At 72.4% G+C, this 12,948-nt stretch carries 11 protein-coding genes; 8 read left to right on the plus strand and 3 right to left on the minus strand.

Going from position 1 to position 12,948, the window contains the following annotated elements:
* The first annotated feature begins 225 nt into the window (after positions 1-225).
* From AB0I83_RS22415 to AB0I83_RS22425, 3 genes are all read left to right on the plus strand, one after another.
* Positions 226-1,716: a hypothetical protein gene (locus AB0I83_RS22415; protein WP_363305865.1), complete on the plus strand. Its 1,491-nt coding sequence runs from the start codon at positions 226-228 to the stop codon at positions 1,714-1,716.
* Positions 1,717-1,935: 219 nt separating this feature from the next.
* A complete protein-coding gene (locus AB0I83_RS22420) occupies positions 1,936-3,417 on the plus strand; it encodes an alkaline phosphatase PhoX (RefSeq protein ID WP_363305866.1) in 1,482 nt (493 codons plus the stop codon).
* Positions 3,418-3,751: 334 nt separating this feature from the next.
* On the plus strand, positions 3,752-3,982 hold the full coding sequence (locus AB0I83_RS22425; protein WP_014156926.1) for a hypothetical protein: 231 nt from the start codon (positions 3,752-3,754) through the stop codon (positions 3,980-3,982).
* Positions 3,983-4,093: 111 nt separating this feature from the next.
* On the opposite strand, the gene AB0I83_RS22430 is transcribed toward AB0I83_RS22425, so the two are convergent.
* The 3 genes from AB0I83_RS22430 to AB0I83_RS22440 all read right to left on the minus strand — a co-directional run bounded on the left by AB0I83_RS22430 (position 4,094) and on the right by AB0I83_RS22440 (position 6,544).
* Positions 4,094-5,314: a TerD family protein gene (locus AB0I83_RS22430; protein WP_363305867.1), complete on the minus strand. Its 1,221-nt coding sequence runs from the start codon at positions 5,312-5,314 to the stop codon at positions 4,094-4,096.
* A gap of 88 nt (positions 5,315-5,402) precedes the next feature.
* A complete protein-coding gene (locus tag AB0I83_RS22435; RefSeq protein WP_356536904.1) occupies positions 5,403-5,636 on the minus strand; it encodes a hypothetical protein in 234 nt (77 codons plus the stop codon).
* Positions 5,637-5,734: 98 nt separating this feature from the next.
* Positions 5,735-6,544 (minus strand): NAD(P)-dependent oxidoreductase, encoded by an 810-nt coding sequence (locus AB0I83_RS22440; RefSeq protein WP_363305868.1) that lies wholly within the window; start codon positions 6,542-6,544, stop codon positions 5,735-5,737.
* Positions 6,545-6,895: 351 nt separating this feature from the next.
* Here AB0I83_RS22440 and AB0I83_RS22445 point away from each other — a divergent pair, with 351 nt between their 5' ends.
* The 5 genes from AB0I83_RS22445 to araD all read left to right on the plus strand — a co-directional run bounded on the left by AB0I83_RS22445 (position 6,896) and on the right by araD (position 12,898).
* Positions 6,896-7,855, plus strand: coding sequence for a 5-dehydro-4-deoxyglucarate dehydratase (locus tag AB0I83_RS22445; RefSeq protein WP_363305869.1), 960 nt, complete (start codon positions 6,896-6,898; stop codon positions 7,853-7,855).
* The gene (locus AB0I83_RS22450; RefSeq protein ID WP_363305870.1) at positions 7,852-9,030 is read left to right on the plus strand and encodes a hypothetical protein; all 1,179 of its coding nucleotides are present in this window, start codon (positions 7,852-7,854) and stop codon (positions 9,028-9,030) included. The genes AB0I83_RS22445 and AB0I83_RS22450 overlap by 4 nt, the downstream gene beginning before the upstream one ends.
* Positions 9,031-9,516: 486 nt before the next feature.
* The gene (locus AB0I83_RS22455) at positions 9,517-10,173 is read left to right on the plus strand and encodes a GntR family transcriptional regulator (protein WP_356536911.1); all 657 of its coding nucleotides are present in this window, start codon (positions 9,517-9,519) and stop codon (positions 10,171-10,173) included.
* 50 nt (positions 10,174-10,223) lie between these two features.
* Positions 10,224-11,126, plus strand: a complete 903-nt coding sequence (locus AB0I83_RS22460; RefSeq protein WP_356536912.1) for a dihydrodipicolinate synthase family protein — start codon at positions 10,224-10,226, stop codon at positions 11,124-11,126.
* A complete protein-coding gene (gene araD, locus AB0I83_RS22465; protein WP_363305871.1) occupies positions 11,123-12,898 on the plus strand; it encodes an L-arabinonate dehydratase in 1,776 nt (591 codons plus the stop codon). The genes AB0I83_RS22460 and araD overlap by 4 nt, the downstream gene beginning before the upstream one ends.
* The last annotated feature ends 50 nt before the right edge of the window (positions 12,899-12,948 follow it).

The raw sequence follows: 12,948 nt of genomic DNA on the forward strand, positions 1-12,948 counted from the left end.
CCGGTCGAACGGCCGTGGACCGGAACCCGCTTGACGCACGGGGGCGGTCGCGAAGGGCCCGCTTCGTCCGGCGCCGCACGCGCGGGATCCGGGCCGGGGCGGGCCTACGGCGGAACCGGGCGGCAGCGGACGAAATACGTCTACGCTTGGGAGGCGGCCCGGCCCCGTACGCACGGGAGCCCGTCCCAGCAGACAGCCCGCGCACGCCCCGAGGAGAACCCCCAGATGTCCGCAGAGCGCCCCTCCCTGCCGCCGGTGCGGCTGCACACCGAGGCCGAACTGGCACGGGACGCGCTGGCCGCTCCGCTGCTCGCCCGTGCCGTCCGCCTCGCCCGCTGGGCGGGTCCCGCGACCCGGGTGGGCGCGGGGGGCGAACTCGTCGACGCGCAGCTGCCCGCGGCGGCCGAGCACCTGGGCCTCGCCGGTGACGAGGACGGCGCGGCGTACGCGAGCGAGGCGTGGCGCCTCGCCGTCGACACGGGGCTCGTGGACGTCGAGGACCCGCAGGACGACCAGGAGTACGGCGACGGCGACGGGACCACGCACGAGGACGCGGAGGGCACCGTCACCGTCGGCGAGAACCTGGCCCTGCTGACCTCCGGATCCCCGCAGGACGTCCTCTCCATCTGGCTCGACGGCCTCGACGCGGTCCACGCGGACGCCACCGCGCCCGCCTTCGACGACTTCGCCGACCTCATCGGTGAGGACGGCAGCGTCGACTTCGACGCCCTGGACTGGGACCCGGAGGAGGAGGCCGAATTCCTCGACGGGGTGCTCGGCAACCTCTACCTGCTGACCCTCTCCGAGGCCGGTCCCGCCGACGCCCCCGTGCCGCTGCCCGCCCTGGCCGCGTCCATGGTGGTGCCCGACGACATGGGCGAGCCCACCGACGACATCCTGGAGCAGGTGTCGGAGGCCATGATGCGGCTGGACGACCAGTTCCGGGTCCTCGAGCCCATCGGGATCGTCGAGTACCTGCCGGTGGACGAGGCGTTGCTCTCCGAGGAGGGCGGGGAGGCGACCCCTCCGGTCGACGACGAGGACGTCACCCGCTACGGCATGGTGAAGCTGACGCCGCTCGGCCTCTACGGCATCCGCGAGCGGATGCTGGAGGCCGGGGTGGACGCACCGGCCGTGGGAGACCTCGCGGACAAGGGGGCCGACGCGCTCCTCGACGGCATCGCGTACTACCCCGAGGAGGCGGCGCGCACCGAGGTCGGGCTGTGGCTCGGCCGACGCGGGTCCGACGGGGGACGGGCCGCCGCGGCCGAGCTCCTCGACGCGGCGCGTGGCGCCGACCGGCGCGCACCGCTGCGCAGGCTGCACTGCCAGCAGGCACTCGCCCTCGCCGGGGCCGAGGCCGAGCCCGCCGTCCGCGCGGTACTCGACGACCCCGAGCTCGGCGGCCTGGCGCGGGTCTGGCTCGCGGAGCACGGGGCCTCGGACGTACCCGCCCCCCCGGAGCCGATGATCTTCTGGCTCGCCGTTGACACGATCGCGGCGCAGCTGGACGCCGAGGGCGAGCTGGACGAGCTCCAGGAGCTCGTGGAGGGGCTCTCCGGCCAGCACAGCGGGTTCTTCGACGAGGCGTGGCGGGTGGACCACCCCGCGACGGCCGAGGTGCTCGAGGCGATGGGCCGTCTGCACCGCGACCGCAGGAGCGCGAAGGACGCGCGCAAGGCGGCCTTCAAGGCGCGCTCACGCAACAAGGGCTGAGCGGCGGGAGGCTTTTCGGCCAGGCGGGGCCGACCGGGCCGCGCCTGGCCGACCCGGGAGCGGCTGGAAACGGCCGCGGGTGGCAGGGAATGTGCGCATACGTCGTGCAGCTTGATGTGCATGCCCACTCGATGTCGTACGTCGTTCAACTCCCGTTGGTGCGGGGGCGGGAGCGTGATCGGGCCAACCCACCCGGCCACGCAGCACCAGGAGTCCGCGATGTCGTTCACGCGCAGGGAATTCACCCGACAGTCCGCCCTCACCGGCGCCGGTATCGCCCTGACCGGAGCCGTGGGCGCGCTGGCCACGGCTCCCGGGGCCCTGGCGGCCGAGGACGCGCGGCACGGACACGGCGACCACGGGCACGACGACGGCCACGGGCACGGCCACGGGCACGGCAAGGAGCTCGGCTACGGCCCGCTGCTCCCCGACCCGAACGGCATCCTCGCGCTGCCCGCCGGGTTCTCGTACCGTGTCGTCACGCACAGCGGTGTCACCAAGCTGGAGACCGGTGAGCCGACCCCCTCCAACCACGACGGCACCGCCGCCTTCGAAGGCGCCCGCGGTGTCACCCTCCTGGTCAACAACCACGAGCTGAGCGGCACCCGGGCCGGCTGGGAGCACCCCGTACCGCTCACCGATGGCCTCGTCTACGACCCGGTCGCCGCCGGCGGCTGCACCGTCGTCGAGACCCGCCGCGACGGCCGCACCGCCGAGTGGGTCGGCATCGCGGGCACGTCGACCAACTGCGCCGGCGGCAGCACCGCGTGGGGCACCTGGCTCACCTGCGAGGAGACCGAGGACAAGGCCGGCAAGAACGGCCTGCTCAAGGACCACGGCTACGTCTTCGAGGTCGACCCGTACGACAAGCGCGCCAACCGCGACCCGCGCCCGATCAAGGCGTTCGGCCGGTACGCCCACGAAGCCGTCGTCATCGACCCCAAGCTCGGCCACGCCTATCTGACCGAGGACGCCTCGGGCCCCAACGGGCTGCTCTACCGATGGGTTCCGCCGCACGGCTTCAACCACGGCCGCGGCAAGCTGCGGACCCTCGCCGACGACGCGGGCGTCCTGCAGGCCACCCGGTGCTTCGACAGGAACGGCACGTTCGTCGACGACCTGTCGCGCGCCACGAAGACCGGCACGGTCTACGGCGTGGACTGGGTCGACGTGCCCGACCGTGACGCGAGGACCGTCTCCGTGCGCAAGCAGTTCACCGACACCCAGGTCACCCGGGCCCGCAAGCTCGAGGGCATGTGGTGGGGCGACGGCGGGGCCTACATCGTCTCCTCCTTCGCCCGGGGCGAGAGTCCGGTCGCGCACGACGGCCAGGTCTGGTTCTACGACCCCAAGCGCCGGACGCTGACCCTGAAGGTGCTCCTCGGCGTCAACGCCGACCCGTCGAAGGACGGTGCCTTCGACGGCCCGGACAACATCACGGTGTCGCCCTACGGCGGTCTGGTCATCGCCGAGGACGGCGAGGGCGTCCAGCACCTCTTCGGCGCGACGGACAGCGGACGCACCTACCCGATCGCCCGCAACGAACTGAACGGCGGCACGGAGGAGGACCCCTCCTACAGCGAGTTCACCGGGGTCACCTTCTCGCCGGACGGGAAGACGCTGTTCGCCAACATCCAGACGCCCGGCATCATGCTCGCCATCACGGGCCCGTGGAAGCGGCAGCCGACCAAGCAGCGCTGACGGTCTCCTCCGGACGGACGAGAAGACCGCACGCGTGTTCCCGTCCCCGAAACCTCGGGGCGGTCCGGCTCGGGCCGGCAGGAGCGGGAACGGGTGGGCGGTACACCGGTCGGGCGGGCAGTGGGTGAGCAGGCCCGGCGGGCGCCGCCGAGGAGTGGGAACCGCCACACGTTCGGGGGTCTTTCCGGCCCGGCGCTCCGGGCGGCGCGCCCTGCCGAACGCGGCCATGAGCGCGGACGGAGCCCTGAACCGCTGATTACGAATCCGGCACTACTGCCCCTCCGGAGCGGTCGGGCATGGCGTCGGGGGCTCCCAGGGCGCATACTCGACCGTAATGAAACAGTCAGCCGGTTCCCGGCGTCACCTGCCTTCCAGTCCCTTCAACCGCCCGGCCCAGGCGGCCCCACCGGTCGAATGCTTCGATGTGGGCGACAGGGTGTCGCATGACCAGTTCGGACTCGGCCGAGTCCTTGCTGTCGAGGGCGACAACGACGCAGTGCTCATCGACTTCTCGGGGCGACAGGGAAGGATCCTGAGCCCGTACTCCAAGCTGACCAAGCTCTGAGGGGGAGAACGAGCACGCACAGCGTCCGACCGGAGAGTCTCCGGAACCGGGGCGCCTGAGGGGAAACCCGTCGGGTGCCCCGGAAGCCGTTTCCGGGGCACCCTCGAGGGGCTACAGGGCCTTCGCGGAGGGCTTGACCATGCCGCGCACGGTGCGTGACTTCTCGAACTCGCCCATGGCGGTCATCTCCCACTCGCCGGAGAACTGCTTGATCAGCTTGGCCATCATCACGCCGGTCTGCGGCTCGGCGCCGGTCAGATCGAAGCGGACCAGCTCCTCACCGGTGGCGGCGTCGATCAGCCGGCAGTACGCCTTGGCGACCTCGGTGAACTTCTGTCCGGTGAACGAGTTGACCGTGAAGACCAGCCCCGTGGCCTCGGCCGGCATCCGGCCGAGGTCCACGACGATGACCTCGTCGTCGCCCGCGCCCTCACCCGTGAGGTTGTCGCCGGAGTGCTTGATCGCGCCGTTCAGGATGGAGAGCTTGCCGAAGTAGCAGCTGTCCAGGTGCTTGCGGTCGGGGCCGAACGCGATGACCGAGGCGTCCAGATCGATGTCCTTGCCACGGAACGCGGGCTCCCAGCCGAGACCCATCTTGACCTGGGAGAGCAGCGGCTTCCCGCCCTTGACCAGGGAAACGGTCTGGTTCTTCTGGAGGTTGACCCGGCCCTTGTCCAGGTTGATCTTGCCGGAACCCGCGGGGGCGGGCGGCGCGGGCGGTGCCACGGGGGCCGGGGGAGCGATCCGGGGGTCCACGGGAGCGGCGGCCGGTGGCGCGGCAGGAGCCGCGACGGGGGCCGCGGCAGGGGGCGGTGGTGTGGCGGCGACGGGCTCCTCCACCGTGACGCCGAAGTCCGTGGCGATGCCGGCCAGGCCGTTCGCATAGCCCTGGCCGACCGCGCGGGCCTTCCAGGCGCCGTTACGCAGGTAGACCTCGATGACCACCAGCGCCGTCTCGCTGCCCAGCTGCGGAGGCGTGAAGGTGGCGAGCACGCTGCCGTCGTCCGCGTTGCGCACGGTGGCGGTGGGCTCGATGCCCTGGAAGGTCTGGCCGGCGGCGTCGGGGCTGGCCGTCACCACGATCTTCTCGATACCCGGCGGGACCGCCGAGGTGTCGACCACGATCGCGTCCGGCGCGGACCCGCCGCCTCCGCGGTGGGTCACACCGGGGCCCGAGGGCTGGTTGTAGAAGATGAAGTCGTCGTCGGAGCGCACCTTGCCGTCGGCGGTGAGCAGCAGGCCCGAGACGTCGAGCCGCACCGGGGCGGCGACGTCCACCGCCACGCGGGCGGCGGAGAGAGGGATGTTCGAGCCGGGGGTCATTGCGGTCATGCACGGAGTAACGAACGACCCGGCTTTGCCGTTCCCTTACCTTCCGGCGCGTGCTCCGTACGGCTCAACGGGCCTTGTGCGGCACGGCTCAGCGTGCTCCGCGTGACCGGTTGCGGGGGTGGTCCCGGGCGACGCGCTCGTTGCCGTGCCTGTACGCGCCGGTCCAGCGCGCCATGACCAGCTGGGCGTCACCGGAGCCCACTTCGGCCAGGAACTTCTCCGCCCGGCCGCCGCGCAGGGTGCCCGCGGGACGGCCGTGGTGGGTGATGGTGACGCTCGCGTCGCCCTGCTGCTCGTACTGGAATCCGGATGGTCTCGGCATGGTCGTATGGTGCCCGCCCGGCGGCGCCGCGTCGCGGGATTTCCGCGGCCGGGCCGTCGGCGCCCCCCGGCGCCCACGACCCCGCCCGCACGCCCGGCCTAGTACGGCCAGATGGGCGGGTCCGTGACGAAGTGCCCGCCGACGTGGGCGTGCTCCGGGTTCTCCGGGTCCAGTTCGCCGTGCGCGGCGACGAGTCCGTCCGCGTACTGCTCGGAGTCGTCCTGCGGCTCGTAGCCCAGGGACCGCGCCGTCGTCAGGTCCCACCACAGCCGGGTGTTGTCGGACGAGCCGTAGACCACGGTGTGCCCGACGTCCTCGGCGGTGAGCGCCGCGTGGAGCAGGCGCGCCCCGTCGCCGGGGCTCATCCAGACGGACAGCATCCGCACCGAGGTCGGCTCTGCGAAGCAGGAACCGATGCGCACCGAGACGGTTTCCAGTCCGTGCTTGTCCCAGTAGAACTGGGCGAGATCCTCGCCGAAGGACTTCGACAGACCGTAGAGGGTGTCGGGGCGCCGGGGGGTCCCGACCGGGATGAGCGGATCGCCGGGAACCGGGCGGGGGGTGTAGCCGATGGCGTGGTTGGAGGACGCGAACACGATGCGGCCCACGCCGGCCTCGCGTGCCGCCTCGTAGAGGTTGTAGGTGCCCTCGATGTTGGAGTGCAGGATCTTGTCGAAGGAGGCCTCGAGGGAGATGCCCGCGAGATGGATGACCGCGTCGACGCCCCGCACGGCCTCCCGCAGCGCGTCCTTGTCGCCGAGGTCGGCCGTCACGGCGTCCGGTTCGCCCTCGATCGGAGTGAGGTCGAAGAGCCGCAGGTCGTAGCCGTAGGCGGGAAGCAGCCCGCGCATCAGGGTGCCGAGGCCGCCGGCGGCGCCGGTCAGCAGGACGGTGCGGGGAGCGGGCATACGGAGATCTCCTCGGTGCGGGCGCGGTGCGCGGGCGCGGGGTGGGCTCGGGAGGTGCTCGGGCGGTGCGGTGCCGGCCCACGGAGGCGGTGCACCGGCAGCGGGGTACGCGTGGCACGCGGACGCGACGCAACCACCCGATGCGTCAAATTCATGGACGGAATTCACATGCGTGGACACGCTAGGAAGTCGCGGCCGATCGGTCAAGTGTCGGGCCGTGTCGGCCTGTCCGTCCCGGGGTCGGGCATTCTCGCCTTGACCTGCGCCGCGCGGCTGCCTTAGCGTGTCAGCGTTCAGAAATATGGACGCGGATCATAATTGTGCACGTCTGGACCTGCTCAGGGAGCGCCCGTGACCTCAGCCCCCCTTGCCGCCCGCCTCGCCGACGCCGCCGGGCCGCTCTTCTTCCCCGTCACCGCCTACGGCCCGGACGGCTCCGTCGATCTCGACGCCTTCCGCGCGCACGTGCGCAAGGGTGTCGACTCCGGTGCGGCAGCCGTGTTCGCCTGCTGCGGGACCGGTGAGTTCCACGCGCTGGACCCGGACGAGTTCCGCCTGGTCGTCGCCGCGGCCGTGGAGGAGACCGCGGGGCAGGTGCCCGTGGTCGCGGGCGCCGGCTACGGCACGGCGCTCGCGGTCCGTTACGCGGAGCTCGCCGAGCAGGCGGGTGCGGACGGGCTCCTCGCCATGCCCCCCTACCTCGTCGTCGCGGGGCAGGAGGGGCTGCTGGGCCACTACACCGCCCTCGCCGCCGCCACCTCCCTGGAGACGATCGTCTACCAGCGGGACAACGCCGTCTTCACCCCGGAGACCGTCGTGGCCCTGGCCCGCACCCCCGGGATCATCGGCCTCAAGGACGGCTGCGGCGACCTCGACCTGATGCAGCGGATCGTCAGCGCCGTACGCACCGGGCTGCCCGGCGAGGACTTCCTGTACTTCAACGGGCTGCCCACCGCCGAGCTCACCGGGCTCGCCTACCGGGGCATCGGCGTCACGCTCTACTCCTCGGCCGTCTTCGCCTTCGCCCCGGACATCGCCCTCGCCTTCTACCGGGCTCTGGAAACCGGCGACGACGAGCTGGTCAACGCGCTGCTCGACCACTTCTACCGGCCACTCGTCGAACTCCGCGCCAAGGGCCACGGCTACGCCGTGTCGCTCGTGAAGGCGGGGGTCAGGCTCGAAGGGCTGGACGTCGGGCCCGTACGCACGCCGCTCACCGAGCCCCCGGCCGCGCACGTCGACGAGCTGGCCGCGATCATCGCGGACGGCCGCGCCCTGCTGGAGAAGCACCCGGCGCGGGAGGCGAGGTGAGGACCTCCGCCTTCCTGTACCCCTGGGACGTCGTAGGGGACCCGGAGGCCGCCGACCGCCTTGCCGGGCTCGGTGTCGAGCAGGTGACGCTCGCCTCCGCCTACCACTCCACCCGGGCCCTGACCCCGCGTCACCCGGAGCGCAGGATCGTCACGGCCGAACACGCGGCGGTGCTCTACCCACCGGACGCCGCGCGCTGGGCGGGCCACGCGCTGCGCCCCTACGCGCAGTCCTGGGTCCCGGGCGACGACCCGTACGCGGAGGCGGCCGAGGCCCTGGCCGGCGCCGGTCTCCAGGTGCACTCCTGGGTGGTCCTCGCGCACAGCTCCCGGCTCGGCGCCGAGCACCCGGACACCTCCGTGGTCAACGCCTACGGTGACCGCTACCCCTGGGCGCCCTGCATCGCCCGGCCGGCCGTCCGCGCCTACCTGGTGGAGCTGGCGGCCGAGGCGGCCGTACGCCCAGGGACGTCCGGTACCGAGCTGGAATCGTGCGGCTGGTACGGCTTCGCCCACCTGCACGCCCACGACAAGACCACCGGCGTCGGCCTCGGTGACGCCGCGCAGTACCTGATGTCGCTCTGCTTCTGCGCCGACTGCCGGACCGGGTACGGCTCCGTCGGGCTGGACCCCGACGAGCTGCGGACCGCGGTGCGGCTGGCCCTGGAACCGGTCTGGGCCGGTTCGGGATCCGCCGGCTCCGGCTGGCCGGCGGTCGAGGAACTCCTCGGCCCGGGGCTCGCCGACGCCACCCTTCGATGGCGCGGCGGGATCGCCCGAAGCCTTCAGGAGGCGGCCGTCGCCGCGGTCCGCGGCGCGGCACCCGGGCCGGGCTTCCAGGTCCTGCTGCACGCGGATCCGGCGCCGTACCGCACGGGTGCCAACGTCGGCACGGACCCCGCCCACATCATGTCCACGGCGGACGGCGTGGTGCTCCCCTGCACCGGCGCCGACGCGGCACGCGAGGCGGTGCTCGGCCCGTTCGCGGGGCTTGCCGGTGTGCTGGCCGCCAACTTCAACGTGGTCACGGGCATGGGCGGCAGCCCCGGCACGCTTGTGCGGGACGCCGCCCACGCCGTCTCCCTCGGCGCGAACGAACTGCGGCTCTACCACGCGGGCCTGGCCTCCGGGCCGGACCTGGAGGCCGTCAGGGACGCGCTGCCACACCTGCGCTGACGACAGGGGCGGCCCGCCGGAGCCGCCACATGGCCCCCGGAGCCGCCCCGCGGCCCGTTCCGGGTGCGGTTCGCGGCGCGCCCCGGACAGCCCTTGCGCACCCGGACCCCGCCTGCCGCACCCGCCTCGCGCGAGCGGCAGGCGGGTCACGTCGGTGAGGAGCCGGAAGCCGCCCCAGCGGCGCTCCACCCCACGTGACCGTAGGCCGGCGGCACTCCGTCCGGCACGCGCTCCGACCGCCCCGTCCCTCTGTGGTTCCGCGCCTCAAGGCGCACGGCCCCCGCGGCAGTCGACCGTCGGTAGCAGCGGTGCCGACGGTCGACTGCCGGATGCCCCGGGGCGGCGGGCGGGGCGGAGGCTCCCAGGATGTTGCCCGAACATCTTTTGTCGGAAGCGTTGACGAAACATTCCCACGGCTCTAGCTTCATCGCGTCGTACTTCGTACGTCATATATGAGACGCGATACGCGAGATGAGTTCCTCACCCATGACCTTTGCGCCCGCCCCGATCCCGTCCAGGACCCAGTACGTGCTGGAGGCGATCAAGCACGCGATCCTCACCGCGCAGCTGAGACCGGGACAGGCGCTCGTGGAGACCGAACTCGCCGCGCAGTTCGGGGTGTCGAAGACTCCCGTCCGCGAGGCGCTGAAGACGCTCGCCGGCACCGGACTCGTCGTCATGAGCCAGTACAAGGGTGCCACCGTGCGGCTCGTCGACGCGGCCATGGCCCGCGAGGTGTACGACGTGCGCCTGCTCCTCGAGCCTGAGGCGCTGCGCCGCACCATCACCCGCAAGGCCTCGCTGGAAGCCGCCCAGGAGGCCCTGGAGCGGTCCGACTCGGCGATCGACAAGGCCGACAGGTCGTTGGCCAACCGGGACTTCCACCGGGCCCTGTACCTGCCCTGCGGAAACCCGCTCCTCGGCCGGATGCTCGACGAGATCCGCGACCAGGCGGCGCTGGTGTCGACCGTGGCCTGGTCGGCCATCCCCTCCTGGGAGCGGGAGGCGGCCGAGCACCGGGAGATCCTCCGGCTGGCCCTCGCCGACGACGCGGCAGCCGCCGCCGGGGCCCTGCACGACCACATCGCATCGTTCGTACGCCGTGCCTTCCCCGACGACGAAGACGGGGGTGGCACGGCGTGAACCACCCGCTGGATCGGATTCACCAGCACCTCCACGAAAGGTCGGTCCGCATGGACTTCTCCCCGCTGAAGGCGGCCCTCGCAGACGTAGTGGCGATCCCGGTGACCCCGTTCACCGAGGACGGGGCCATCGACGTCCCGGCGCACCGCGCCCTGCTGCGACGGCTCCTCGACGGCGGCGTCCGCATCGTCACGCCGAACGGCAACACCGGTGAGTTCTACGCGCTCACCCCCGACGAGCGGCGTACCGTCACCGAACTGACCGCCGAGGAGGCCGGCGGCCGCGCCACCGTCCTGGTGGGTGTCGGCCACGACGTACCGACCGCCGTCGCCACCGCTGAGCACGCCAGGGACGCGGGCGCCGAGGCGGTGATGGTGCATCAGCCGGTGCACCCCTACGTCTCGCAGGACGGCTGGGTGGACTACCACCGGGCCATCGCCGAGGCCGTCCCCGAACTCGGTGTCGTGCCGTACGTCCGCAACCCGCTGCTGGCCGGCGAACGGCTCGCCGAGCTGGCCGACAGCTGCCCCAACGTCGTCGGGGTGAAGTACGCCGTCCCCGACGCCGTCCGCTTCGGCGCCTTCGCGCGGGACGCCGGCCCGGAGCGGTTCGTCTGGATCGCCGGGCTCGCCGAGCTGTACGCGCCCTCCTACTTCGCCACCGGTGCCACCGGATTCACCTCCGGACTCGTCAACGTCGCCCCCGGAGTCTCGCTTGCGATGCTGGAGGCCCTGCGTGCGGGCGACTACCTCGCCGCGATGAAGGTCTGGGAGCAGATCCGCCGCTTCGAGGACCTGCGCGCCGACCGGCAGTCCGCCGACAACGTGAGCGTCGTCAAGGAGGCCCTGGCCTCGCTCGGGCTCTGCCGCCGTGACGTACGCGCGCCGAGCCGGGTGCTGCCCGAGGCGCGGCGCGCCGAGGTCGCCGACCTGGTGGCCGGGTGGTCCGCATGACCGGCACGGAAGGCCGTACGACCGGCGGGGAAGGCCCTGCGGCCGGGGGCCGCCGGATCGCTCCCGAGGAACTGCGCAGCCACCAGTGGTACGGCACGGACGGGCTCCGCTCGTTCAGCCACCGCGCCCGCACCCGGCAGCTCGGCTACCTCCCCGAGGAGCACCTGGGCAAGCCGGTCGTCGCGATCCTCAACACCTGGTCCGACATCAACCCCTGCCACGTCCACCTGCGCGAGCGCGCGCAGGCGGTCAAGCGGGGCGTCTGGCAGGCCGGCGGTTTCCCGCTCGAGTTCCCGGTCTCCACGCTCTCCGAGACCTTCCAGAAGCCGACCCCGATGCTCTACCGCAACATGCTGGCGATGGAGACGGAGGAGCTGCTCCGCTCCTACCCGGTCGACGGCGCCGTGCTGCTGGGCGGCTGCGACAAGTCCACGCCCGCGCTGCTGATGGGCGCCGCGTCCGTCGACCTGCCGACGGTCTTCGTGCCCGCCGGCCCGATGCTGCCGGGCCACTGGCGCAACGAGGTCCTGGGCTCCGGCACGGACATGTGGAAGTACTGGGACGACAAGCGGGCCGGCCTCATAGGCGACTGCGAGATGGCGGAGCTGGAGAACGGGCTCGCCCGCTCGCCCGGCCACTGCATGACGATGGGTACCGCGTCGACGCTCACGGCAGCCGCCGAGGCGCTCGGTGTCACGGTGCCGGGTGCCTCCTCCATCCCGGCCGTCGACTCCGGCCACGACCGGATGGCTGCCAGGTCCGGGAGCCGGATCGTCGAACTGGTGTGGCAGCAGCTCACGTTGTCGAAGATCCTGACGGCGGACGCCTACGAGGACGCCGTCGCCACCGTCCTCGCACTCGGCGGCTCCACCAACGCCGTCATCCACCTCATCGCGATGGCCGGCCGCTCCGGGGTGAAGCTCACCCTGGACGACTTCGACCGCGTCGCCCGCACCGTCCCCGTCCTCGCCAACCTCCGCCCCGGCGGGAAGTACCTGATGGAGGACTTCCACTTCGCGGGAGGGCTGCCCGGATTCCTGGCCCGGCTCACCGACGTACTCCACCTGGACCGCCCCACCGTCACGCACACCACCCTGCGTGAACAGCTCGACGGGGCGCTCGTGCACAATGCCGACGTCATCCGGGAGCGCGACAACCCGCTGGCGGACGAGGGCGGCGTGGCGGTGCTGCGCGGCAACCTCTGCCCGGACGGCGCGGTCATCAAGCACATCGCCGCCGAGCCCCACCTGCTGCGCCACACCGGACCCGCGGTCGTGTTCGACGACTACCGGGAGATGCAGCGCACCATCAACGACCCGGCCCTGGCCCTCACCCCGGACCATGTGCTGGTGCTCCGCAACGCCGGCCCGAAGGGCGGCCCCGGCATGCCCGAGTACGGCATGCTGCCGATCCCGGACTACCTGCTGAAGCAGGGCGTACGGGACATGGTGCGGCTCTCCGACGCCCGGATGAGCGGCACCAGCTACGGGGCCTGCGTCCTGCACATCGCGCCCGAGTCCTTCGTCGGCGGACCGCTCGCCCTGGTGCGCACCGGCGATCTGATCACCCTGGACGTCGGGGCCCGCCTGCTCCATCTCGAGGTGTCCGACGACGAGCTGGAGTCGCGCAGGTCCGGGTGGACCGAACCGCCGGCCCGGTACGGCCGGGGCTACGGCGCCCTGTACCAGGACCAGATCACCCAGGCCGACACCGGCTGCGACTTCGCGTTCCTGGCCCGCCAGGGAGACGTGCCCGACCCGTACGCCGGCTGAAACGGCCGCAGAGAACTCCGCGCACCACGACGTCCGGGATACCGAACGGC

It is taken from the genome of Streptomyces sp. NPDC049970 (assembly GCF_040660235.1).
Classification (GTDB): Bacteria; Actinomycetota; Actinomycetes; order Streptomycetales; family Streptomycetaceae; genus Streptomyces.